General features: G+C 71.6%; 20 protein-coding genes, 1 tRNA gene and 1 pseudogene. 10 read left to right on the top strand and 12 right to left on the bottom strand.

Annotation, left to right across the window (positions count from 1 at the left end):
* Positions 1-113 precede the first annotated feature (113 nt).
* Positions 114-578: a GatB/YqeY domain-containing protein gene (locus ACSYGO_RS25500; RefSeq protein WP_095935651.1), complete on the bottom strand. Its 465-nt coding sequence runs from the start codon at positions 576-578 to the stop codon at positions 114-116.
* 226 nt (positions 579-804) lie between these two features.
* Between ACSYGO_RS25500 and ACSYGO_RS25495 the strand changes: the two genes are divergently transcribed.
* From ACSYGO_RS25495 to ACSYGO_RS25485, 3 genes are all read left to right on the top strand, one after another.
* The gene (locus ACSYGO_RS25495; protein ID WP_460387746.1) at positions 805-1731 is read left to right on the top strand and encodes a metallophosphoesterase; all 927 of its coding nucleotides are present in this window, start codon (positions 805-807) and stop codon (positions 1729-1731) included.
* A 178-nt stretch (positions 1732-1909) separates the two neighbouring features.
* Positions 1910-2674: a Pr6Pr family membrane protein gene (locus ACSYGO_RS25490; RefSeq protein ID WP_435225469.1), complete on the top strand. Its 765-nt coding sequence runs from the start codon at positions 1910-1912 to the stop codon at positions 2672-2674.
* A gap of 67 nt (positions 2675-2741) precedes the next feature.
* Positions 2742-2815, top strand: a tRNA-Pro gene (locus tag ACSYGO_RS25485).
* Positions 2816-2905: 90 nt separating this feature from the next.
* On the opposite strand, the pseudogene ACSYGO_RS25480 reads toward ACSYGO_RS25485, so the two are convergent.
* A pseudogene (locus tag ACSYGO_RS25480) lies at positions 2906-3089 on the bottom strand (site-specific integrase); the annotation flags it as partial.
* A 223-nt stretch (positions 3090-3312) separates the two neighbouring features.
* Here ACSYGO_RS25480 and ACSYGO_RS25475 point away from each other — a divergent pair.
* Positions 3313-5334 (top strand): cell wall-binding repeat-containing protein, encoded by a 2022-nt coding sequence (locus ACSYGO_RS25475; protein WP_460387744.1) that lies wholly within the window; start codon positions 3313-3315, stop codon positions 5332-5334.
* Between the two features lie 188 nt (positions 5335-5522).
* Entirely contained in the window at positions 5523-6044 is a 522-nt protein-coding gene (locus ACSYGO_RS25470; protein WP_432176094.1) for an allene oxide cyclase barrel-like domain-containing protein, read from the top strand.
* A 409-nt stretch (positions 6045-6453) separates the two neighbouring features.
* Here ACSYGO_RS25470 and ACSYGO_RS25465 read toward each other — a convergent pair whose 3' ends face one another.
* Positions 6454-7419 carry a CU044_5270 family protein gene (locus tag ACSYGO_RS25465; protein ID WP_426681836.1) on the bottom strand — a complete coding sequence of 322 codons (966 nt, stop codon included), beginning with the start codon at positions 7417-7419 and terminating at the stop codon, positions 6454-6456.
* Between the two features lie 2 nt (positions 7420-7421).
* Entirely contained in the window at positions 7422-8027 is a 606-nt protein-coding gene (locus tag ACSYGO_RS25460; RefSeq protein ID WP_432176096.1) for an RNA polymerase sigma factor, read from the bottom strand.
* Between the two features lie 585 nt (positions 8028-8612).
* Here ACSYGO_RS25460 and ACSYGO_RS25455 point away from each other — a divergent pair.
* Positions 8613-8918 carry a hypothetical protein gene (locus ACSYGO_RS25455; RefSeq protein WP_426681834.1) on the top strand — a complete coding sequence of 102 codons (306 nt, stop codon included), beginning with the start codon at positions 8613-8615 and terminating at the stop codon, positions 8916-8918.
* A gap of 130 nt (positions 8919-9048) precedes the next feature.
* A complete protein-coding gene (locus ACSYGO_RS25450) occupies positions 9049-11202 on the top strand; it encodes an NAD-binding protein (RefSeq protein ID WP_460389762.1) in 2154 nt (717 codons plus the stop codon).
* Between the two features lie 366 nt (positions 11203-11568).
* Here the strand turns inward: ACSYGO_RS25450 and ACSYGO_RS25445 are convergent, their stop codons facing one another.
* Positions 11569-13416, bottom strand: a complete 1848-nt coding sequence (locus ACSYGO_RS25445) for a S9 family peptidase (protein ID WP_460387743.1) — start codon at positions 13414-13416, stop codon at positions 11569-11571.
* A 143-nt stretch (positions 13417-13559) separates the two neighbouring features.
* Here ACSYGO_RS25445 and ACSYGO_RS25440 point away from each other — a divergent pair, with 143 nt between their 5' ends.
* Complete coding sequence (locus ACSYGO_RS25440) at positions 13560-14429, top strand: SURF1 family protein (protein ID WP_426681832.1); 870 nt, start codon at positions 13560-13562, stop codon at positions 14427-14429.
* 152 nt (positions 14430-14581) lie between these two features.
* On the opposite strand, the gene ACSYGO_RS25435 is transcribed toward ACSYGO_RS25440, so the two are convergent.
* From ACSYGO_RS25435 to ACSYGO_RS25420, 4 genes are all read right to left on the bottom strand, one after another.
* Positions 14582-15616: a hypothetical protein gene (locus tag ACSYGO_RS25435; RefSeq protein ID WP_426681831.1), complete on the bottom strand. Its 1035-nt coding sequence runs from the start codon at positions 15614-15616 to the stop codon at positions 14582-14584.
* 83 nt (positions 15617-15699) lie between these two features.
* Positions 15700-16368: a SigE family RNA polymerase sigma factor gene (locus ACSYGO_RS25430; protein ID WP_345639749.1), complete on the bottom strand. Its 669-nt coding sequence runs from the start codon at positions 16366-16368 to the stop codon at positions 15700-15702.
* Positions 16369-16818: 450 nt separating this feature from the next.
* A complete protein-coding gene (locus ACSYGO_RS25425) occupies positions 16819-17901 on the bottom strand; it encodes an aspartate-semialdehyde dehydrogenase (RefSeq protein ID WP_426681830.1) in 1083 nt (360 codons plus the stop codon).
* Entirely contained in the window at positions 17901-19178 is a 1278-nt protein-coding gene (locus ACSYGO_RS25420; RefSeq protein ID WP_095935641.1) for an aspartate kinase, read from the bottom strand. The genes ACSYGO_RS25425 and ACSYGO_RS25420 overlap by 1 nt, the downstream gene beginning before the upstream one ends.
* A gap of 450 nt (positions 19179-19628) precedes the next feature.
* Between ACSYGO_RS25420 and ACSYGO_RS25415 the strand changes: the two genes are divergently transcribed.
* Entirely contained in the window at positions 19629-20285 is a 657-nt protein-coding gene (locus ACSYGO_RS25415) for a TSUP family transporter (RefSeq protein ID WP_426681889.1), read from the top strand.
* A gap of 67 nt (positions 20286-20352) precedes the next feature.
* Here the strand turns inward: ACSYGO_RS25415 and ACSYGO_RS25410 are convergent, their stop codons facing one another.
* The 3 genes from ACSYGO_RS25410 to ACSYGO_RS25400 form a co-directional block, all read right to left on the bottom strand.
* The gene (locus tag ACSYGO_RS25410; RefSeq protein ID WP_426681829.1) at positions 20353-21012 is read right to left on the bottom strand and encodes a DUF5063 domain-containing protein; all 660 of its coding nucleotides are present in this window, start codon (positions 21010-21012) and stop codon (positions 20353-20355) included.
* Positions 21005-21604, bottom strand: coding sequence for a recombination mediator RecR (gene recR, locus ACSYGO_RS25405; protein ID WP_359492121.1), 600 nt, complete (start codon positions 21602-21604; stop codon positions 21005-21007). Before recR ends, ACSYGO_RS25410 begins: the two co-directional genes overlap by 8 nt.
* Positions 21605-21713: 109 nt before the next feature.
* Complete coding sequence (locus tag ACSYGO_RS25400; protein WP_362515108.1) at positions 21714-22058, bottom strand: YbaB/EbfC family nucleoid-associated protein; 345 nt, start codon at positions 22056-22058, stop codon at positions 21714-21716.
* 276 nt (positions 22059-22334) lie between these two features.
* On the opposite strand from ACSYGO_RS25400, the gene ACSYGO_RS25395 reads away from it, so the two are divergent.
* Entirely contained in the window at positions 22335-23075 is a 741-nt protein-coding gene (locus ACSYGO_RS25395) for an SLATT domain-containing protein (protein ID WP_426681828.1), read from the top strand.
* Positions 23076-23148: the final 73 nt, after the last annotated feature.

Below are 23148 nucleotides of genomic sequence, written 5' to 3'. Positions count from 1 at the left end.
CGCGGAGGCCACCACCCCCCGTTCCGCTGTTGCCCCGCAGGGGCGTTCCGGCCTTCCGCCGGAGTGCGGGCAGCGGGTGAACTCGACACCCGTACGCCCGTCCTGGCGGGCCCTCAGCCCGCGAGCAGCTTCTTCACGACGGCGGCGACACGGCCGCCCTCGGCCTGACCGGCCACCTTCGGGTTCACGATCTTCATGACCTGGCCCATGGCGCGCGGCCCCTCGGCGCCGGCCGCCTTGGCCTCCTCGACCGCCTGGGCGACGATCTGCTGGAGCTCGTCGTCGGACAACTGCTTGGGCAGGTACGCGGCGAGAACCTCGCCCTCCGCCTTCTCCCGCTCGGCCGACTCGGCGCGCCCGCCCTGAGCGAAGGCGTCGGCGGCCTCACGACGCTTCTTCGCCTCGCGGGTGATCACCTTCTGCACCTCGTCGTCGGAGAGTTCGCGCTTGGTCTTGCCCGCGACCTCCTCCTTGGTGATCGCGGCGAGGGTCAGCCGGAGCGTCGAGGAGCGGAGCTCGTCGCGCTCCTTGATCGCGGCGTTGAGGTCTTCCTGCAGCTTCGACTTGAGCGTGGTCATGCCGTCGATTGTCGCAGGTGCGGTGTGCGGGTCGCCTGCTGATTTCGGAGCGGACGTCCTGTGCCCGCGGGAGGGCGCGTCCCGTGCCCCGGTGCGAACGCGTCCCCGGCCCTCGCGAGGAGCGCGCGTCTGACGGGGACTCGCCCGGCGCGCCCCCGTGCCCGGCGGTGACGCGCCCCGAGCCCTGCGGGCACGAAGGCCCGCAGGGGTCTGACACGATGGACGTATGCGCGCGCGATACGGAGTACCCCTGGCAATCACGGCGGTGGGCGCCGCCGGTCTGTTGTACTCGGCCGGTTTCGAGGCCCGGTCCTTCCGCCTTCGGCGGGTGACGGTGCCGGTCCTGCCGGCGGGGATGCGGCCCTTGCGCATCCTCCAGGTCTCCGACATCCACATGGTGAGCGGCCAGCGCAAGAAGCAGCGCTGGCTGCGGTCCCTGGCCGGGCTGCGCCCCGACTTCGTCATCAACACCGGGGACAACCTGTCCGACCCCGAAGGCGTGCCCGAGGTCCTGGACGCCCTCGGCCCCCTGATGGAGTTCCCCGGCGCGTACGTCTTCGGCTCGAACGACTACTACGGCCCCACACTCCGCAACCCCGCCCGCTACCTGCTCGAGAAGACCCAGGGCCGCCACGGCCTGAACGGCAACAAGCCCGTCGTGGGCGCCGTCCACAACCCGTGGGAGGACCTGCGCGACGGCTTCGACACGGCGGGCTGGCTGAACCTGACGAACACCCGCGGGTCGCTGAAGGTCGAGGGCGCCGAGATCCAACTGACCGGCCTGGACGACCCGCACATCAAGCGGGACCGCTACGCGCGCGTGGCCGGTGGGCCGTCGGAGTCGGCCGACTTCTCGATGGGCGTGGTGCACGCCCCGTACCTGCGCGCCCTCGACGCCTTCACCGCCGACGGCTACCCGCTGATACTCGCCGGCCACACCCACGGCGGCCAGCTCTGCCTCCCCTTCTACGGCGCCTTCGTCACCAACTGCGACCTGGACACGGACCGCGTGAAGGGCCTGTCCACGCACACGGCGGACGGCCGCACGTCGTACATGCACGTCTCGGCGGGCTGCGGCACGAGCCGGTACACGCCGGTGCGTTTCGCATGCCCCCCGGAGGCGTCGCTGCTGACGCTGGTGGAGCGCAGGTAGCGGTCGTCGCGGGGCGCCCCGGGAGCGGAACGCCCCGCGGCTCGGGGTGACTCCCCCTCGACGATCCGGACACGGGCGAAGGGGTGCGGGCCGGGACCGGCCCCGCCTCCTCGCCCGCGTGTAACCCACCCGGACGACCCATATCGCCCGATTCGTCCGGGCTCCTTAGCGTGGGGCCATGACCGCCCCCATACCCAGGGACATACCCGACCTCCCCGCGATACCGGGTATCGCTCCGCCGATCACCTCGTCCTTCGTCCCCGCGACGGCGGTGGTGGCACCCACCCGCCATCCGCGGGCGACCGCCTTCCGTATCTTCGTGGCCCTTGTCGCGGCGGCGGGCGTGGCGATCGACCTGCTCGCCGGCAGCGCACTCCACGTCCTGGCGTACTTCACCATCCAGGCCAACATCCTGGTGGCCGTGACCTTCGCGGTCTCGGCCCGGCGGGCCTGGGCGGCCCGCCGCCCCGTGTCGGGTGCGGTGACGGGCGCCACACTCCTCTACATCGTGATCACGGGCCTCGTGTACCACCTGATCCTCGCGGACCGACCCGGCGGCTTCTCCATGACCGGCGAGGCCGGCGCACCCACCGGATGGCCCTGGGTGGCCGACCAGCTCCTCCACACGGTGACGCCGATCGTCGTGATCGCCGACTGGCTGCTGCTGACCCACCCCGGCCGGATGGCGCTGCGCCACGCGGCCACCTGGGTGCTCTACCCGCTCTTCTACCTGGTGTTTTCCCTGATCCGCGGCGCGATGCTCGCCCCCGGCACGCCCGACCGCTACCTCTATCCCTTCGTCGACGTGGACCGGCACGGCTACGTCGGCATCCTCGGCAACACGGCCATCCTCGGCCTCGGCTTCTACGCCCTGGCCCTCGTCACCATCGCCGTGGACCACCTGCGCCCCGACCCGGTCCGCCCCCGCGCGCGACGCCCGTAAAACCGGATTTCGTCTCAGGCCACCGGTGGGCTAAAGTAAACGTCGTCGCCGCGACAAGCAGTGACATCGGGGTGTAGCGCAGCTTGGCAGCGCGCTTCGTTCGGGACGAAGAGGTCGTGGGTTCAAATCCCGCCACCCCGACAGTGAAACACCAGGTGAGGCACCTACCGAATTCGGTAGGTGCCTCACCTGTTTCGTGTGCGTGTCCATCTGCGTGACTACCGCTCCGGGTCCAGCTTCCCGCTTGAAGATCCCGTCCATGCCCACGGCGCCGGTCTGGATCACGGGGGCGGATCTGCTCGCGGTAGACCTCCTCGGTCACGGCCGTGCCGGAGTGCCCGACGAGCCGAGAGATCTCCTCCAGCGGGACACCCCGGTCGGACAGCAGCGGCACGCTCAGGTCCCGCAGCTTCCGGGCACGGCGAAAGGCGCCAAGGGCCCGACGCGAACCGCGGGGCCCTTCAGCATCGTTTCCCGCAACTTGTCCGCGGGCGCGTCGACACCGGGCGCCCCTGCCTCCACAGATGCCGTGGTACAGCGCTAAAGTTTCGCCGCTGCCGTACGGACGACGAACACGATGCCGTCCGTTCGCCTCGGGGGAGGGGCAACGCAGCCATCCATTCATCTGTGGGGGCACATTGAACATCTCTGCGCGTCGCGGATTCGCGGCGCTCACGACCGTCGCCGCACTCGCGGCCGGTCTCGTCGCCGGGCTCCCGGGCCAGGCGACCGCCGACACCGCCGGCTGGCCGGCCACGGACGGCAGGCTGCTGTACAACGAACTCGGCTCGCTGCGCTACATCAACCCCGACGGGACCAAGAGCGCCCAGTTCTACGAGACCGCGAATCAGGCCGCCTGGTCCGCCGACGGCAGCCAGATCGCCTACGTCAGCGCCTACGACGACCGTCTCCGCACGAAGACGTACGCCCAGGAGTCGATATCGGGCGACGACATCGTCATGCCGGCGGGCAGTGGCTGGCATCCGACCGATCCGACGTTCTGGTACGGCGGAGGCGACATCGTCTTCACCGCCGGAGGCCGACTGCGGGTGGCCGTGGCCAACAGCGCCCGCGCTCCTCAGGCCCTGTTCGGCACCGACGTCGACGGCTGCGACTCCAAGGCCAGCGGCGCCGTCAACGGCAAACTGGCCTTCGTGCGCACCGGCACGAGCTGCTCCACCACCGGCACTCCGGCCGTCTGGGTCTACAACGGCCCCACCAAGGCGTTCACCAAGGTGGCCGCCAACGCGGACGAGCCGAGCATGTCCCCGGACGGGCAGTCGCTGGTCTTCACCCGCAGCGTCGCCGGACACAAGCAGCTCTTCACGGTCAAGGCCGACGGCACCGGGCTGACCCAGGTCACCACGGACCCCGTCGACCACAACCGTCCGGCCTGGTCGCCCAAGGGCGACCGGATCGCGTACGACACCTACTTCACCGGCAGCGCGGACACCGCCAGTGGTTCGCAGATATGGATCCGCGACCTCGCCGCGGGCACGGAGACACGTGTGCCCATGGCCGACGGCACGGACGTGGCCTGGCAGCCGCTCCGGAAGAACGCGATCTCCCGGGTCTACGGCGCCGACACCTACGGCACCAACATCGCGTCGTCCAAGTGGACCTGGAACACCCTCGGCAAGAGTGTGCCCGGCCTGATGAACGCGAGCTCGGCCGTCCTGATCAGCAAGTCGGACTCCGCGTATGCCACCACCGCGACCTCGCTGGCCGGCAAGAAGCACGGACCGGTGCTGATGACCTCCCGCACGGGCCTGGACTCCTCCGTCCAGACCGAGCTGAAGCGCATGCTGCCCAAGGGCAAGACCGTCTACCTGGTCGGCGGAACCAGCATCCTCAACAGCTCGGTGGCGTCCAAGGTGACCTCGCTCGGGTACGTCGCCAAGCGACTGTCCGACGTCTCGCGCTACTCCACCTCGGTGGCCGTGGCCAAGACGATCACCAGTGCGCCGAAGTACGTGTTCCTGGCGACCGGCACCGACTACCACAACGCCCTCGCGGCCAGCTCCGCCGCCGGCGGCATGGGCACCTCGGGCACCGCGGTCGTACTGCTGACCCAGGGCTCGACCATGACCGCGTCCGTGTACGGCTACCTGAACAAGTACAGCCCGAGCACGACGAAGATCATCACGGTGGGGGTCGACGCCGAGTCGGCGCTGTCCAAGGCGTACAACGCCGGCAAGCTGCCGCACTGGCCCAGCAAGTACAGCTACTACCGCTTCGGCGGCAGTCCGGCGCCGGTCGCCGCGAGGCTCGCCGAGTTCTGGTGGTCGTCGCCGTCGGACGCCGCGGTGGCCTCGGTGAACAGTTGGACCGGTGGCGTCTCCGCGTCGTCGGCGATGACCACGTTCGGCCCGCTGCTGTGGACCGACGTCACCTCGCTGACGTACGACACCAAGTGGTACATGATGCGCACGTCGGCGAGCCTGAACCACGTGGCCGTGTTCGGCGGCAACGGCTCCGTCGACGCGAAGGTGGTCCCGTTGATCGGCAGGGCCATCGGCGTGGACAGCACCTACGCGTACACCTCGTACTACAAGGGTGACATCCCGCAGAGCCCGGCCTCCCAGCCGTTGTCCGCGAGCACCGGCAAGCCGGTTCCGAGCCCGAATCTGGCCCCGCTCAAGGTGACAGTCTCGAAGTGACCCCCGGTCCGGGCCGCCTTCCTCCCAGAGGGCGGCCCGGACCATTCCAGAACCGCTCTCGTCCCGGGTTGGTCCGACTGGTCGGATCTTCCGGTGGGTCGCGCCGGGACGTTCTGGGCGGCGGCAGAGCCGAGGTTATGAATGCGTCACCGGACCATCCATGAGCATCGAACCTCAGGAGCCACACGATGCGCCCCATCAGAGCAGCCCGTCTCGGCACGGCCACTGCGCTGGTCGCCCTTCTCGCCTGCGCCCCGGCCGCGTCCGCCGGGACGGACACCGATTCCGCCCACGCCAAGGGCGGAGACCGGGTCATCACACTCATCGGCCACCTCGTGCAGCAGACGCGCCTGCCCGTCAACCCCGGCGGCAGCCCCGCCCAGGGCGACCGGACCGTCTTCCGCTCGCTCCTCTTCGACAAGGACGACAAGAACCAGGTCGGCGAGACCGACGGCACCTGCACCACCACCACGGTCGAGAACGGCGGATCGGAGGTGTGCATCGTGACCTACAACCTCCCGGGCGGCCAGCTCTCCGTACAGGGGATGGTCTTCGGCATCCTCACCGATGGCCGTCCGACGATCCCTCCGCCTTCGTTCGACAACGGGATCACCGGCGGCACCGGGGATTTCCGCCAGGCTCGCGGCCAGGTCCACGCCGACACGATCGGTACGGGCAAGAGGCGCTTCACGATCTACCTCGACCGCTGACCGCTCTGCCTCGCCCGGTGAGAAGGGTGATGGACAGCGCCGGCGTCGAACGGGCAGGCCAGCGCCCGGCAGATCAAGGTCACGACGTGCCCGACCGCGTTCGGGACGAAGAGGTCGTGTGTTCACATCCCGCCACCCCGACACAGGTCAGAGGCCCATTCGCTTGATCGCGAATGGGCCTCTGTCGTGCGTGCAGCAGCGGAGTACCGCAACCGCCACGCCCCTTGCCGACCGTCCTCGGCCGACGGACCCTCCGCCTTTTCCTGCTGCTCGCGCTTCCCTCTCTTTTCTTTTCCTTCTTCTGCCTGCTGCCGCCGCCCAGCTCCTTGCCGGGCTCGCGGAGCGCCCGCGGGTCTCGGCGGAGGGGTGGCCCACCCCCGTGGTGCGGGCCGCCCTGAATCGTGGTCGGTCAGCTGGTCTCGCCCGCCTTGTCCACGACGGCCGTCGTGATGAGCGAGTTGCCGCCGATGACCTCGCCGCCCGAGACGATCCGCATGCCGACGAGCCGGTAGGTCTGCGGGTCGATCAGCCACTGATCATGCATCGATTCACCGGTCCTGGGGTTGTTCTCCCCCCGGCTGTAGTCCAGGGCGATCACCCGGCGTCCGGCGGCGGTCTCGACCAGGTGGCCGGTGACCTTTCCGCCCGGCAGGAGTGCGAGGGCGCGGTAGAGAGAAGCCAGACCCTTGGCCGGCATCACGCGGGCGGACAGCAGGACGCTGATCTCGACGTAGTCGTTGCGCGCCTGTGAGAGTTCCTTGGAGTCGGCGATGGCGTCCTGCTCGCGCAGCGACTTCAGCGTCCCCCTGCCGTCGGCCGGCAGGGCGATGAGGACCCGGTACATCTCGCGCGGCGAGCGGTCATCACCCTCGCCGCCGTTCTCCAGGTGCATCTTGGTGATGTCGAGCGGCTCGTCCCGCATCCGGGAGGCACCGGCGGAGCCGTCGTAGCGGATCCAGTCCTCCGGATCGCCCAAACGGCGGTGGGCCTTGTCCAAAGGCTCCTGTACCGACTTGGTGTAGATCCACTGCTTCGCCGTCGGAACGGTGCCGGCCGGCTGTGCCTGGACCGCGTCGGCGGCCTGCCGCAGGAACTCGGCCGCGCTGACCCCCTTGAAGCGCACACCCGGCGTGGCCGCGGGCCGCACCGTGCCTCCCGTGCCCTTCCCGCCCACCAGCAGGGTGGCGGTGACGGCCACGGCGGTCACCGCGGCCACGACCGCGACGATCGCGAACTCCCGCCGTCGCCACAGCGCGCGGCGCGACCGCCCGGCCCGCGCGGCGTCGGTGAGCCGCGCCCGTCCCGGTGCGAGCCGGGCCCGGTCGGGCACCGGCACGTGGGCGCGCAGCTCGCGCACTTCGGTCATCTCGTCCATGGCTACGCCACCTCTACCGCGTCGGTCACGAATGCAGGATCGGCACCCAGCGACGTACGTACCTTGCGTCGCGCCCGGTTGAGCCGCGAACGAACCGTGCCGACCGGTACGTCCAGCGCCTCTGCGACCTCCTGGTAGGTGAGTTCGGCCCAGGCGACGAGCAGCAGGACGTGCCGGTCCGGCGCCGACAGTCCTGCGAGGGCGCCGGCCAGCGGGCCCTGCGCCGCGATCCGGCTGTCGGTGTCCTCGAGCCAGAACTCGCCCCTGGACGCGGCGAGCGGGTCATGGCCGGTGCGGGCGAGCGCCCTGAGCGCCCGCACCTCGGCGCGGCGCTGCTTGCCGATGAGGTTTCCGGCGATGCCGTACAGCCAGGGGCGCGCATTGGCGCGCGTGCGGTCGTAGCGGGACCGGATCCGGAAAGCGACCAGGAAGGTGTCGGCAGTGATGTCGTCGGCGGCAGCGTCACCCAGGCGGCGGGCCGCGTAGCGGTGGATGTCGGGGGCGTAGCGGTCGTAGAGCAGGGCGAACAGCTCCGACTTCTCCAACGACTGCACGACGATCTCCGCGTCGTCCTCCGTCCGTTCCACAGACGGCGGTGGTCCGCTCACAATGCTTCCCCTGACTCATCGGTGAGTGCGTGTCACCTGCTGTTCCCCGATGGGCTCCGAAGAGTTCACGGTTTCGCGAAAGTCGTCGCACCACCGGCGAACACGCGCGCTCAGGGAATCACCCGCTTCAGCGCCTCCCGCACGGAGGGGCCCGACGTCCGAGACTCGCGGTGGCTCGCGGTGGCTCGCACCGAGGCGTGCGGGGCTGCCCGCGGGCCACGGATCTGCGGACCAGGCCATACGCCGGCTGCCGCACCGTACGCAGTGAGCGTGTGCGGTGCCCGGGAGACATCTTGGAGATGATCTGTGCTGGAACGTCTGAGGCCCGCTCTCGGACGCCGGCCCGCGGGATTTTGCCGGAGGGCAATCCAAACGGGCGCCTTCGTCGTACCCATAAGGAGAGCCGCAGCCCCGGGGTACGTCCCGGTCCGCCCGTTCGCGTGCGGCGGGGATCCTGTCTGTGAGACGCACTCCTCGTCCGTGCGGGGCGACGTCCGCCACCACGCCGATCGGGCCCTGCGGCTGCGGCTGTCGATCTCGTGCGGCCGGAGCCGCGCGAGACGATGGAGGGAAGGTGCATCCATCATGCGAGCACAACGCGCGAGGCGTCTCGCCGCGGTGGCCGCGGTCGGTCTTCTGACGGTCGGCGGCGCCGCGGTCGGCACGACGGGGACGGCCATGGCGGCAACCCCCGCCGTCCACACCCAGGTGACCAACTGGTGCGGCAACGGATGGGGCGGCTGGGGCGGAGGCTGGGGCGGAGGCTGCTTCGATCACCGCTTCGACCACCGCTTCGATCACCACGGGTTCCGCTTCGACCACCGATTCGATCACCGCTTCGACCACCACAACTTCTTCCACCAGGGAAGTTTCGTGATCGTCGTGCTGTAGCGCTCCCCCACGGGCCCGGTCCGGGGCGCCGGTCCCGTGGCGGTGCTCTGGAACCGGCTGTCCCGGTACGGCAGTCTTCTCCTTCGTGAATCTTCCGTCTCAGAGTGCGTCGGTCGACGGCGTCGCGCCCATGGTCGTGGCCGGGGACGACGCCCTCGCCCACCGGCTGGCCGCCGAGTTGCGCGGGGTGTACGGCGAGCCGGTGACGCTCGTCGTGCCGAGCACGCAGCGCAGCGTGCGCCCGCCCGTGGTCGGGCGGGCGCGGGCCACCGCGCTCCTCGACCGGGTGACCGCCGCTGTGAACCGGGCCTCCGGCAACGGGGAGGGCAACGGGACCCGGAGCACCGAACCGGCGGGCTCAGGGAGGCTGTTGGAGGCCGCCGAGGTCTCCGAGGCCGTACTCACCGAGGCGGGCGTCGAGCGGGCCGCCGCGCTCGCGCTCGTCTACGACGACGACGAGACCAACATCCGGGCCGCGCTCACCGCCCGGCGGCTCAACCCGCGTATCCGGCTGGTGCTGCGCCTCTACAACCGGCGCCTCGGCCAGCACATCGAGGCCCTCCTCGACCAGGCGTCGGCGCTGGCCGCCGCGGGGGCCGACGCGGACGCCGGGGCCGACGGCGCGGGCGAGACCCTGGACGCGACCACCTCCGTCACCGTGCTGTCCGACGCGGACACCGCCGCGCCCGCGCTGGCCGCGACCGCCCTCGCCGGGACCAGCAAGGTCGTCCAGACCGACGGGTTGATGCTGCGCGCGGTCGAACGGCCGCCCCCGGGGCCCGGACAGGTCGCCGACCCCGGGCTGTGCACGCTGGCCCTCCTGTCCGCGACCGCCAACGACCCGGCCGGCGCCGACGGTTCCGAGGGCAGCGGCGCACACGGCCCCCAACTCCTGCCCGACGAGCGGGCGGTGGCCGCCGCGACCGGGCGCGCCACCGTCGTGCTGGAGAACGTGTCCTACTCCGGTCCCCCGCTGCCCGCGGGGCGCAGTGTCGTGCCCTTCGGCTCACTGCTGTCCCGTCGGCTGCGGTGGTCGTTCGCCGGACTCGTCGCCTGTGTCGTCGGCCTCGCCGTCGCGTCGATGGTGGTCACCGGCGAGCATCCGCTGCGGGCCACCTACCTGACCCTGCTCGATCTCTTCGCCATCAACGACCCCGCCGTCGGGCAACCGGTGGGGCGGCAGATCCTCCAGCTCTTCTCCGGGCTCGTCGGGTTGCTGCTGCTGCCCGTGCTGCTGGCCGCCGTGCTGGAGGCGCTCGGTACGTTCCGCAGCGGGTCGGCGCTGCGACGGCCGCCGCGCGGGCTGTCCGGGCACGTGGTGCTGCTCGGCGTCGGCAAGATCGGCACGCGCGTGCTGGCGCGACTGCGGGAGCTGCACATCCCCGTGGTGTGCGTGGAGGCCGACCCCGAGGCGCGCGGGCTCGCTCTGGCACGGCGGCTGCGGGTGCCCGTGGTGCTCGGCGACGTCACCCAGGAGGGTGTGCTGGAGGCCGCCAAGATTCACCGCGCCGATGCGCTGCTCGCGCTCACCAGCGTGGACACCATGAACCTGGAGGCCGCGTTGTACGCGCGGACCGTGCGGCCGGATCTGCGGGTGGTGCTGCGGCTGTACGACGACGACTTCGCGACCGCCGTGTACCGCACGCTGCGGGCCGCGCATCCCGGCGCCCTCACCCGGAGCCGGAGCGTCTCCCATCTGGCGGCGCCCGCGTTCGCCGGGGCGATGATGGGGCGGCAGATCCTCGGGGCGATTCCTGTCGAGCGGCGGGTGCTGCTCTTCGCCGCCGTGGATGTGGGCGGGCATCCGCAGTTGGAGGGGCGGACCGTGGGGGAGGCGTTTCGGGCGGGGGCTTGGCGGGTGCTTGCGCTGGATACCGGGGTGAGGGACCGGCGGGCGGGGGCTTCGGGGGCCGGGGGTGCCGGGAATGCGGGGTCCGGGGGTTCTGGGGGGTCCGGGGGTTCTGGGGGGTCCGGCGGCTCCGGGGGGTCCGGAAGCGGTGGAACGTCTGGGGGGTCTGGTGGCTCCGGGTCCGGGTCCGGGTCCAGGTCCGGGTCCGGCTCCAGGTCCGGGTCCGGCTCCAGGTCCGGGTCCGGCTCCGGCTCCGGCTCCGGGGGGTCCGGGGTGGCCTCGTCCGGGCGGGGGGCCGGGGTGGGGTCCGGGCTCGTGTGGGACCTTCCTGCCGATTACGTGCTCCGGGGTGAGGACCGGGTGGTGCTTGCCGCTACGCGGCGGGGGCTGGCCGAGTTGTTGGGGCGGCGGGGGCGGGAGCGGGCCTCCACGTAGGCCCTTCGGGCTGAGGGGGGGCCGCGGGCCCTCGCGGGCTTCCCGGGGTGCCGTGTGGCTGGCGCCGGTCCGGGGTTTTCGCCCCCTCCGCCCCTACCCGTCCCGTTGTCCTGGGGGCTGCCGCCCCCAGACCCCCGCTTCGGCCTGGACGGCCTCGTCCTCAAACGCCGGACGGGCTGGAGCGTGCCCCCTGGCTCCCATGAAGGGGAGACCTGGGCCAGGGGAATCGGCCTGGACGGCCTCGTCCTCAAGCGCCGGACGGGCTGAAACCTGCCGTCCCGGCCTCAAGGCGACGAGCCCGGACGCCTCAGTCCTCAAGGAGGCTGGCCGGGCGCCCTGGGCCGACGCCGGGGCGGGGCGGTGTCGTCAGTCCGTCAGGTGGCGCTGGGCGAAGTCCAGTTCCAGGCGGACCTGCTTGATGCGTTCGTCGACGACCAGGGAGCCGTGGCCTGCGTCGTAGCGGTAGACCTCGTGGACGGCGTCCCGGGCGGCGAGGCGGGTGACGTAGTTGTCGATCTGGCGGATGGGGCAGCGGGGGTCGTTGACGCCCGCGGAGATGTAGACGGGGGCCTTGACCGCGTCGACGTAGGTGAGGGGGGAGGACGCCTCGAAGCGTTCGGGGACCTCCTCCGGGGTGCCGCCGAGGAGGGTGCGGTCCATGGCCTTCAGGGCTTCCATCTCGTCGTGGTACGCCGTGACGTAGTCGGCGACGGGGACGGCGGCGATCCCGAGGGTCCAGGCGTCGGGCTGGGTGCCGAGGCCGAGGAGGGTGAGATAGCCGCCCCAGGAGCCGCCGGTGAGGATCAGACGGTCGGGGTCCGCGAGGCCCGAGGTGACCGCCCATTCGCGGACGGCGGCGATGTCCTCCAGCTCGATGAGGCCGACGCGGTGCTTGAGGGCGTCGGTCCACGCGCGGCCGTAGCCCGTGGAGCCGCGGTAGTTGACCCGGACGACCGCGTACCCGTGGTCGCCCCAGGCTGCCGGGCCCGCCGCGAAGGAGTCGCTGTCGTGCCAGGTCGGGCCGCCGTGGATGTCGAAGACCGTGGGCAGCGGGCCGGTGGCGCCGGCCGGCTTCTGGACCAGGGCGTGGATGCGTCCGCCGGGGCCCTCCACCCAGACGTCCTCCACGGGCACCGATCCCGGGGACTTCAGGCCGGGCGGGTCCAGCACGACCTCGCCGGTCGTGGAACGGACCACGGACGGCTCCGCGGCCGACGACCACAGATACTCCACGGTGCCGTCCGGGCGGGCCGTCGCGCCGGACACGGTGCCGGGCGGGGTGGGCACCGGGGTCAGCTCGCGGGACGTGAGGTCGTACCGCCACAGGTCGCTGCGTGCCTCGAAGCTGTGGGCGACGAGGAGGGCGGAACCGTCCGGATACCACTCGGCGGCCACGTCTCCGGGCAGGTCGAGGCCGAGGTCCGTCTCCTCGCCGGTGGTCACGTCCCACACGAGCGGCTCCCAGCGGCCGCGCCGCTGGTGCCCGATGAGGAGCCGGCCGTCCCCGTCGACCGGGGCGAAGCCGAGCACCTCCAGGCCCAGCTCGACCGTGCCGCCCTTGGTGTCGTCGAGCTCCGCGACCGTCGATCCGTCCGGGCGCAGGACGCGCAGCGCCGAGTGCATCGCGTCGCCGTGCTCGGTGTGCTCGATCGCGACGAGCGAGCCGTCGTGCGAGAGGTCGCCGACGCCGGCCGACTCCCGGTGCCGGTAGATCTCCACGGGGGTCTCGCCGGTGCGCGCCACGTGGATGGTGGAGCCGTCCTCGTCCGTGGAGCGGCCCACGACGGCGGTGCGCCCGTCGCGGGCGATGGCCAGTCCGGCCGGGTACGAGGGGTCGAGACCCGGCACCGCCGGCTCGTCGGGCCGCGCCTGCGGGTCGCCGCCGGCGCTCTCGGGGGCTCCGGCGGTGAAGGGGCGGCGGCGCCAGATGCCGAACTCGTCGCCGTCCTTGTCGTCGAACCACCAGATCCACTCGCCGTCCGGCGAGAGCACTCCGTCCGTCGTGCCGTTCGCCCGCGAGGTGACCTGGCGCTGCTCTCCCGTGGCGCGGTCCCAGGCGTACAGCTCGTACGTCCCTGTCGCGTTCGAGACGAACAGGGAGCGGTGCGGGGCGTCCTCCGCCCAGTCCGGCAGCGACACCCGCGGCGCCCTGAAGCGCTTCTCCCAGTCGGGCATGGCGGCCTGCTGCTCGTTGGACCTGCTGCTCTCAGTCATGGCCCCATAGTGCCTGGCCGGGCGGGGTCTTCGCCGACGCGGTCCCCAGCCTGTGGACAAACCCCGTTCGCCGGAGCCCGGCGGGACCGGTGGCGGTGACCCCGCGGCCCGGCCGTGCGCACGGGCCCCGTACCGTGGAAGGCGTGTACCGGTTCCTGCTGACGCCCCGCTGGTGGGGGATCAACGTCTTCGTGCTGTTGGCCATCCCCTTCTGCGTCTTCATGGGGTCATGGCAGCTGGGACGGTTCGAGGACCGGGTCGCGGACCATCGGACGGCGAGCGACCTGGCCGCGGAGGCCGAGACCTCGTCGCCCCGCCCGCTGGCCGAACTGCTGCCCGTGGACAAGGCCACGTCCGGCAAGCAGGCCACCGCGACCGGGCGGTACGGCAGGCAACTGCTCGTGCCCGGCCGTGAGCTGGACGGCGAGCGCGGGTACTACGTCCTGACCATGCTGCGGACCGACGGCGGTGCGCTGCCCGTCGTACGGGGCTGGCTGCCCGGTGACGCGGACCCGGCGAAGGCGCCCGCCGCGCCGACCGGCGAGGTCACCGTGACGGGCGCGCTCCAGGCGTCCGAGAGCCCCGGGTCCAACGGCGTCAGCTCGGCCGGTGGTCTTCCCGCCGGGCAGACCGGCGCGATCAGCTCCGCGTCGCTGGTGAACCTGGTGCCGTACAAGAAGGTCTACGAGGCGTGGATCACCCTCGACAAGGCCGACAGCGGTATGAAGGCGGTGCCGGCGGCGGCTCCGCAGAACACCGGCCTGGACCTGAAGGCGTTCCAGAACCTCGGCTACACCGGCGAGTGGTTCGTCTTCGCGGGCTTCGTCGTCTTCATGTGGTTCCGGCTGCTGCGCCGCGAGGTCGAGTTCGCCCGGGACGCCGAGCTGGGCATCGTCCCCGAAGGGGCCGGCAGCGGGTCGGAGTCCGGGGCCGGATCCGAGTCCGGGATCGACGGGGAGAGCGGGGTCCCTGCCGGGGGCGGCGCTCCGGCCTCGTCGTCGACGACCGCCTAAAGCCCTTCGGACGACCGTCCGAGCCTTCCGGCCGCCCGGCGCCGCAGCGCCGGCTCCGGGACGGCCCGGCATCACCAGGGACCGAGCCGCACGGCACGGGACGGCTCGTGGCAGGACCGGGAGACGACCGCGCGAGGCGCCGTCCGTGTCGCTCAGGACGTCAGGACGCCCGTGTGGTAGACGGTGCCCGCGCACGCGTTGGAGACGGTCGTCGAGGCCGTCGCCCCGCCCGTCGTCGCCGTGTTGGACACGGCGACGCTGCCGTCGGCCACCCCGTCCTCCGTGACGAGCTGCGGCGCGACGCCGCCGCCCTCGGTCGTACCGGTGCTGCCGGTGTCACCGGCGCCCTCGGTGGGCGTCGGGTCCGGTGAGGGCTCCGAGGTGGTGGGACAGGTCTCCGAGGGCACCCAGGCGAACTTCACCACGTACGACGCGCCCGGCTGGAGGACCAGGGAGGCGACCTCCGTGGACGGGTCCGGCAGCCCGGTGGCCGCGTCGCCCGCCACATGGGTCGACACACCGACCTTGGCGGGGTCCGCGGCGCCCGCGGCGGCCGCGTTCACCGTGCCCGCTCCGGTGACCGTGCAGCCGGCGGCGGAGATGTTCGAGAAGGTGAAGGAGCCGTAGACCGCGCCGGTGGAGTCCGGGACGCCGACGGCGCTGGTGGCCCCGCCGATCTGCTCGGTCGTGCAGGCGGGCGTGGTCGCGGCCGAGGCCGTCGGGTCGGCGCCGCCCGTGGTGGCGCCGCCGCCGGTGCTCTTGCCCGTGCCGGGCGTGCTCTTGCCGCCCTCCTTGCCCTTGTCCTTCGAGGTGCCGGAGGAGCCGCTCGTCGCCTTCTCGTGGCCGTCCGCGTCCTTGTCCTGGCCCGTGCCGCCCTGTGCCTGCGAGGCGTTGCCCGCCATGGACGGGTCGGCCTTCGACCCGGCGGAGTTCGAGACGTGGACGAAGGCGGGGATGGCCGTGCCGATGAAGAGCGCGGCCGCGGCCATGCCGACGACGGCCTGCCGCTTGCGGGCCCGCCTGGCCGGAACGGCACGGCGCAGATGGTCGAGGGTGCCGTCGGTGGGCTCGATCTCCTGGACGGCCTGGTGGAGCAGACGGCGCAGTGCCAGTTCGTCGGAGCCGAGCCCGTCGGGTCCCTGTCCGCCCGTCTGTTCGTCGGACTGTCCGTCGGGGCCGTGGTTCACAGTTCCGTTCCCAGCGTGCGATTGCTTGTGCTCGTGCTCGTGGCGCCGACCTCCGTCGGGGCTCCACCGCTCGTCGTGCCCACTCATGCCGGGGCCTCCATGGCGATGCGGAGCGCGGCGATGCCGCGGGAGCCGTACGCCTTGACCGAGCCCAGCGATATGCCGAGCGTGTCGGCGACCTGGGCCTCGGTCATGTCCGCGAAGTAGCGCAGGACCAGGACCTCGCGCTGACGGCGCTGGAGCCCCTTCATGGCCTTGATCAGCGCGTCGCGCTCCAACTGGTCGTAGGCGCCTTCCTCGGCGCTCGCCATGTCGGGCATCGGCTTCGACAGGAGCTTGAGGCCGAGGATGCGCCGACGCAGCGCGGAGCGCGACAGGTTGACGACGGTCTGCCGCAGATAGGCGAGCGTCTTCTCCGGGTCGCGGACGCGTTTGCGCGCCGAGTGCACCCGGATGAAGGCCTCCTGGACGACGTCCTCGCAGGAGGCGGTGTCGTCGAGCAGGAGCGCCGCGAGGCCCAGGAGCGACCGGTAGTGGGCGCGGTAGGTCTCTGTCAGATGGTCGACGGTGGTACCGGCGGCCATGCTGTCGTCGGAGCCGTCACGCTGATTCGGTATGCGGGCGGGCCGCGCTGCGGGCATGGGCGCGATCACCGGCATGCCGCCGGGCGCGCCGGGGCTGCGGAGTCGGCGGGGTGGACGCAGGGCTGTGCCCCTCGTCTGGACCGCGGTGAAGTCGAGTACCTCTGCCACGCCTGTTTGACACGCGTCCCCCCGGCAGGGTTGTACGCGACAGGCGTCACATTCGCGTCGGCCGGCACAGTGGCCGGAAGCAGACCCTCCGGAGCACCCCCTGGTACGCCTGCGGGACCGCCGGCCGGGACGCTTCTCAGCGCGCCTGACACTGCACTAAATGCCCTCATGCGTACCAGCTCTTCCCCTATGCCCCATGTGCCGTGCCGCCCCCGGACGCCCCTGAATGGCGACCGCAAAGACGCTCCCCGCCCTCCGCGCGGTTGCGGAGAACGGGGAGGAAAATCTTCGGACGCCGACAGGGGCGGATTCAAGTGGTCGGACCACAGTCCGCTCACCGAACACACACAGATCCTACAAATGAATCCCCTGACGGCCACCGAGATTCCGGCTGCCGGACGTCCAGAACGCAGAACCTTGCGGAGCCCGCGCACACCCAGAAGGCAGAACCTACGCCCCGATGATCTCCGCCGCCACCAGCTCGGCGATCTGAGCGGTGTTCAATGCGGCACCCTTGCGCAAGTTGTCCCCGCACACAAACAGTTCGAGTGCGGTCGAATCGTCCAGAGCCCGGCGGACTCGGCCGACCCAGGTCGGATCCGTGCCCACCACGTCGGCGGGGGTGGGGAACTCCCCGGCGGCCGGGTCGTCGAACAGCACGACCCCCGGCGCTGTGGCGAGAATCTCCCGCGCCTTGGCGACGGTGACCTCGCCCTGGAAGCGGGCGTGGACGGTCAGTGAGTGCGTGGTGACGACGGGTACGCGGACACAGGTGACGGCCACCTTCAGCGCCGGCAGTCCGAGGATCTTGCGGGACTCGTTGCGGACCTTCATCTCCTCCGAGGACCAGCCGTCCTCGGCGAGCGACCCGGACCACGGCACCACGTTCAGCGCGACGGGCTCCGGGAAGGGCCCGGTGTTGTCGCCCACGGCCCGCCGTACGTCACCGGGGCTGGTGCCCAGTTCCGTACCGGCGACGAGCGACAGCTGCTGGCGCAGGGTCTCGACCCCGGCCCGGCCGGCGCCGCTGACCGCCTGATAGCTGGAGACGACCAGTTCGCGCAGCCCGAACTCGGCGTGCAGCGCACCCAGGGCCACGATCATCGAGAGCGTGGTGCAGTTCGGGTTGGAGATGATCCCGCGCGGACGCACGCGCGCGGCGTGCGGATTGACCTCGGGGACGACGAGGGGCACGTCCGGGTCCATCCGGAAGGCTCCGGAGTTGTCGACGACGACCGCGCCCTTGGCGGCGGCGATCGGCGCCCACTGGGCGGCCACCTCGTCCGGTACGTCGAACATGGCGACGTCGACCCCGTCGAAGGCCTCCTCCGACAGCGCCACGACCTCGACCTCCTCGCCGCGCACGGCCAGCTTGCGGCCGGCCGAGCGCGGGGAGGCGATCAAGCGGATCTCGCCCCAGATGTCCGCGTGCTGGGACAGGATCTGGAGCATGACCGTGCCGACCGCTCCGGTCGCTCCCACGACCGCGAGCGTCGGCGCCAAGGACCCCTTGGGTCCCACGGACCCGGCCATCAGCGGCCGGTGCCTCCGTAGACGACGGCCTCGTCGCTGTCGGAATCGAGTCCGAAAGCGGTGTGGACGGCGCGGACGGCCTCCGGGACGTCGTCGGCACGCGTGACGACGGAGATGCGGATCTCGGAGGTGGAGATCAGCTCGATGTTCACGCCCGCGTCGGACAGCGCCTCGAAGAAGCCGGCCGTGACACCCGGGTTCGTCTTCATGCCGGCGCCGACGAGGGAGATCTTGCCGATCTGGTCGTCGTACCGCAGGGAGTCGAAGCCGATCGCGGTCTTCGCCTTCTCCAGGGCGTCGATGGCCTTGCGGCCCTCGGTCTTGGGGAGGGTGAAGGAGATGTCCGTCAGACCGGTGGAGGCCGCGGACACGTTCTGCACGACCATGTCGATGTTGATCTCGGCGTCGGCGATGGCGCGGAAGATCGAGGCGGCCTCGCCCGGCTTGTCCGGAACGCCGACCACCGTGATCTTGGCCTCGGAGGTGTCGTGCGCGACACCGGAGATGATGGCCTGCTCCACCTTGCGGTCCCCTTGCTGAATCGGCTCGTTGCTGACCCAGGTGCCCTGGAGTCCGGAGAAGGACGAGCGCACGTGGATCGGGATGTTGTAGCGGCGGGCGTACTCCACGCAGCGGTGGAGCAGCACCTTGGAGCCGGAGGCCGCCAGCTCCAGCATGTCCTCGAAGGCGATCCAGTCGATCTTCCGGGCCTTCTTCACCACGCGCGGGTCGGCGGTGAACACGCCGTCCACGTCGGTGTAGATCTCGCAGACCTCGGCGTCGAGGGCCGCCGCCAGCGCGACGGCGGTCGTGTCGGAGCCGCCGCGGCCGAGGGTGGTGATGTCCTTCTTGTCCTGCGAGACGCCCTGGAAGCCGGCGACGATGGCGATGTTGCCCTCGTCGAGGGCCGTACGGATACGACCCGGCGTGACGTCGATGATCCGCGCTTTGTTGTGGACCGAGTCGGTGATGACACCTGCCTGGCTGCCGGTGAAGCTCTGGGCGCTGTGGCCCAGGTTTTTGATCGCCATCGCCAGCAGGGCCATGGAGATCCGCTCCCCGGCGGTCAGCAGCATGTCGAACTCTCGTCCGCTGGGCATCGGAGATACCTGCTCGGCGAGATCGATCAGCTCGTCCGTCGTGTCGCCCATCGCGGAAACTACGACGACCACCTGGTGGCCGTTCTTCTTCGCTTCCACGATCCGCTTGGCGACGCGCTTGATGCCTTCGGCATCGGCTACGGAGGAGCCTCCGTACTTCTGCACGACAAGGCCCACGTGCGCTCCTCGCTCAATCCGTCTCTGCACCGCACAACTGCGGTCGGCTCAGTTTAACGAGCGGCCGGATTTCCCCTCCGAGATATCGCATCGTGAGATGTCCCGCTCACGACGTGATCACTCGGACCAACGGACCGACGGAGTCGTCAGGGCTCCTCGGGCGGGGCAGCTCCGGCCGCTCCGACACGGCACCTGCCCGCAGGTCGGCCGCGCCACTCCGGAAAGTGCCCCGTGTCACACGGGAGGGCGGCGATCCGGCCGTCCATGGGGGCCCGTCCGCCTCTCCCGAGCGATGTCCGGGCCTCGCGGGCGACATACGGCCTGCACGGGTGTTGATCGCGCGGTGCCCGCGGGAAGACGCTGTCGGGCGTGACGGGTGGTGGTTGGGCGGACAGTCTCCTGCTGGGCGGGATCGTGCTGCTGGGGTCGGGCGTGCAGTGGCTCACCGGCATGGGCTTCGCCCTGGTGGCCGTGCCCGCGCTGGTGCTGCTGCTCGGGCCCGCGGAGGGCGTCGTCCTCGCGAACTGCGCGGCGGGCGTGATCAGCGTGGTCGGACTCGCGGGCGGCTGGCGGCGGGTGCGGCTCGGCGCGATGGTGCCGCTGTGCGCGGCGGCGGCGTGCACCGTCCCGGCCGGGACCTGGCTGGCCCGGCGGCTCCCCGAGCCCGCGCTGCTCGCCTGCATGGGAGCGCTGGTGACGGTGGCGGTGGCCCTCGTGATGCGGGGCGCCCAGGTGCCCGCCCTGCGCGGCGGCGGGGGCGCGGTGGCCGCGGGGGCCCTGGGCGGTTTCATGAACTCGGCGGCCGGGGTGGGCGGCCCTCCGGTGTCCCTGTACGCCGTCAACGCGGGCTGGACGGTACGGGAGTTCGTGCCGAACGCGCAGTTCTACGGGGTGCTGGTGAACGCGTTCTCGGTGGCCGCGAACGGGGTGCCGCGGCTCGGCCCGCCGGTGTGGGCGCTCGCGGTCGCGGGGATGGTCGCGGGGTCCCTGGCCGGGCGGGCCCTCGGGCGGTGGCTGCCCGAGAGACGGGCCCGGCTCCTGGTCCTGGGGCTCGCGCTGGCCGGCGGGGTCACGACGCTGGGCAAGGGGCTGTGGGAGCTGCGGTGACGACGCCGACGGCGGCCCGCACCGGCGGGCCGCCGTCGTGGCCTGCCGCCGTCACGGGCGGCTGTCGCTACTTGACCGGGCGCAGGCCCAGCGGGCCCGCGATCTCCTCCACCATGACCTTGCCGGCCTCCTCGGCGAGCGCGTCGTCGCCGAGGTCCTGGTCGGTGTCCAGGCCGTTCAGGTCATCCAGGGGCTGGTTCAGGCGCACGTGCGCCACCACGGACTGGAGGGCGCGCAGCGAGGCCGAGGCCGTGGAACCCCAGTTGGAGAAGTACGAGAACTGCCACCACCACAGGGCCTCCGTGGTGCGGCCGGCGCGGTAGTGGGCCATGCCATGGCGGAGGTCGGTGATGACGTCGGCGAGGTCGTCGGAGATCCGGCAGGCGACCGGCGCCTTGCGGGGCTCGTACGGGTCGAAGACCTCCGAGTACACGTCGATCGGGTCCAGCATCACCGCGAGGCGCTCGCGCAGCTCGTCGACGTCCGGCTCGGGGCCCAGATCGGGCTCGTAGCGCTCCTCGGGGACGATGTCCTCGTGTGCGCCGAGACGGCCGCCGGCCAGGAGGAGCTGGGAGACCTCCAGGAGGAGGAAGGGCACGGCCGAGTCCGGCTCGTCGCCCTTGGCCACCTCGGTGACGGCGACCAGGAAGCTCTCTACCTGGTCCGCGATCTGGACCACGAAGTCGTCGGGGTCCTGACTGGTCGCGTGCAGCGTGGCGTCAGACATCTAGGAGTCGTCTCCCCTCGAAGGCGCGGCCGAGCGTGACCTCGTCCGCGTATTCCAGGTCGCCACCCACCGGGAGGCCGCTGGCCAGGCGGGTGACCTTGAGGCCCATGGGCTTGATCATGCGGGCGAGGTACGTGGCCGTGGCCTCGCCCTCCAGGTTCGGGTCGGTGGCGAGGATGAGTTCCGTGACCGTGCCGTCGGCGAGACGGGCCAGCAGTTCCCTTATCCGCAGGTCGTCGGGGCCGACGCCCTCGATGGGGCTGATCGCGCCGCCCAGCACGTGGTACTTGCCGCGGAACTCGCGTGTCCGCTCGATCGCGACGACGTCCTTGGGCTCCTCGACCACACAGATCACCGAGACGTCCCGGCGCGGGTCGCGGCAGATGTTGCACAGCTCTTCCTGCGCCACGTTGCCGCAGGTCGCGCAGAAGCGGACCTTCGCCTTGACCTCCATGAGGGCCTGCGCGAGGCGCCGCACGTCCGTCGGCTCGGCCTGCAGGATGTGGAAGGCGATCCGCTGCGCGCTCTTGGGACCGACGCCGGGGAGCCGCCCCAGTTCGTCGATGAGGTCCTGGACCACGCCTTCGTACAACGGACTGCCTTTCCTGGTTCCTGAATCCTGCTTCGTCCCTGTGCGTACGGTAGTTGGCTGCCGCCCGTCTTAGAAAGGCAGGCCGAGCCTCAGAACGGCACGCCCGGTCTCAGAACGGCAGGCCGGGGATGCCGCTGCCGCCGCCGAGGCCCTGGGTGAGCGGGCCGAGCTTCTGCTGCTGGAGCGTCTGGGCGTTCTCGTTGGCCGCCTGGACGGCCGCGACGATCAGGTCGGCGAGCGTCTCCGTGTCCTCGGGGTCGACCGCCTTCGGGTCGATCACCAGGGCGCGGAGTTCTCCGGAGCCCGTCACGGTCGCCTTCACCAGGCCGCCGCCCGCCTGGCCTTCGACCTCCGTCCGCGCCAGCTCCTCCTGCGCGTTCGCGAGGTCCTGCTGCATCTTCTGGGCCTGCTGGAGCAGCTGCTGCATATTGGGCTGGCCACCACCGGGAATCACGATCAGCTCCTGGTTTCGAGTACGGCTGAGTGGACCGTTTTTCCTGTCCAGCTTGAGCCTACGTGCTCGACGGGCCCGTCGCCCAAGCACTCTTTCGAGTGAGAGCGTCGGGAGTCCTATACCTGATCAAGACCCACTTCCGGGCGGAAAAGCGATGAAACCCGGTCCATCGCCACCCATTGGGCGGTAGGAAGGGTCCGGCGCTTTTGCACCAGGCGTCACACGACGTCACACGCCGTCGTCACTGCCGTCACCGTCGTCAGTAGGGAGTGCCGGGTGAGTCAGCCGGAGATGCAGCCCGAGGGGCCGCCCCAGGACGGGCGGGGCGACGGGGCGGCCGAGCTGGTGCCGGGCGATCTGACCGGCCGGCCGTTCCCGCTGGGGGACTGGGGCGAACCCGCGGAGCGGCTCCACGAGCTGTACCGGTGGGTGGAGCGCGGCGCACTCGACACGGCCTCCTGGTACCTGTCCGACCGCGTGTGGAAGCGGCGCGGGGCGCGGGTGCTGCGCTGCGGGGCGGCTCTCGGGGCCGTGTCCGGGGCGGCCGCTCCGCTGCTCGATCTCACCGGGGTGGTGGGCGGGGTCGCCCCCTGGGGCTATCTGGCGCTGCTCCTCGGGGTCGCGTGCGTGGCCGGTGACCGGTTCTTCGGGGTGACCTCGGGGTGGATAAGGGACGTGGCCACGGCCCAGGCCGTGCACCGGCGGCTCCAGGTCCTGCAGTTCGACTGGGCGTCCGAGAGCGTGCGGGAGGTCCTCGGGCCGACGGAGGGGACGGCCGGAGAGGCCGCGGAGCGGTGTCTCGGCGTGCTGCGGCGGTTCTGCGAGGACGTCACGGAGCTGGTGCGGGCGGAGACGGCGGACTGGATGGTCGAGTTCCGGACGGGGTCGGCGCCCATGGGCATCCAGTCGTCGCTGTCGGGCGCGCCGCGCACCGAGGCGGTGCCGCCGGGGCGCGCCCCGCTGCCTCCGGGCGCGCGGCCGAACATGCCACGGCAGCGGCCTCCGGAGCCCCGCTAGGCCGCCGGGCCCGGCTGGGGCTCCGAGCCCGGCCGGTCCCGATCCTGGCCGGGTCGCCGGGTCGCCGGGTCGC

The organism is Streptomyces krungchingensis, from assembly GCF_054729265.1.
This window is presented reverse-complemented; position numbering and strand designations above follow the sequence as displayed.

What these genes read in the sequence shown, in the direction of transcription:
- ACSYGO_RS25495 (WP_460387746.1), top strand. Translation starts at nt 805, where the DNA reads ATGCGCGCGCGATACGGAGTACCCCTGGCAATCACGGCGGTGGGCGCC.
- ACSYGO_RS25425 (WP_426681830.1), bottom strand. Translation starts at nt 17,901, where the DNA reads ATGGCCGGGTCCGTGGGACCCAAGGGGTCCTTGGCGCCGACGCTCGCG.
- ACSYGO_RS25455 (WP_426681834.1), top strand. Translation starts at nt 8,613, where the DNA reads ATGCGAGCACAACGCGCGAGGCGTCTCGCCGCGGTGGCCGCGGTCGGT.
- ACSYGO_RS25470 (WP_432176094.1), top strand. Translation starts at nt 5,523, where the DNA reads ATGCGCCCCATCAGAGCAGCCCGTCTCGGCACGGCCACTGCGCTGGTC.
- ACSYGO_RS25410 (WP_426681829.1), bottom strand. Translation starts at nt 21,012, where the DNA reads ATGTCTGACGCCACGCTGCACGCGACCAGTCAGGACCCCGACGACTTC.
- ACSYGO_RS25415 (WP_426681889.1), top strand. Translation starts at nt 19,629, where the DNA reads ATGGGCTTCGCCCTGGTGGCCGTGCCCGCGCTGGTGCTGCTGCTCGGG.
- ACSYGO_RS25445 (WP_460387743.1), bottom strand. Translation starts at nt 13,416, where the DNA reads ATGACTGAGAGCAGCAGGTCCAACGAGCAGCAGGCCGCCATGCCCGAC.
- ACSYGO_RS25450 (WP_460389762.1), top strand. Translation starts at nt 9,049, where the DNA reads ATGGTCGTGGCCGGGGACGACGCCCTCGCCCACCGGCTGGCCGCCGAG.
- ACSYGO_RS25490 (WP_435225469.1), top strand. Translation starts at nt 1,910, where the DNA reads ATGACCGCCCCCATACCCAGGGACATACCCGACCTCCCCGCGATACCG.
- ACSYGO_RS25500 (WP_095935651.1), bottom strand. Translation starts at nt 578, where the DNA reads ATGACCACGCTCAAGTCGAAGCTGCAGGAAGACCTCAACGCCGCGATC.
- ACSYGO_RS25465 (WP_426681836.1), bottom strand. Translation starts at nt 7,419, where the DNA reads ATGGACGAGATGACCGAAGTGCGCGAGCTGCGCGCCCACGTGCCGGTG.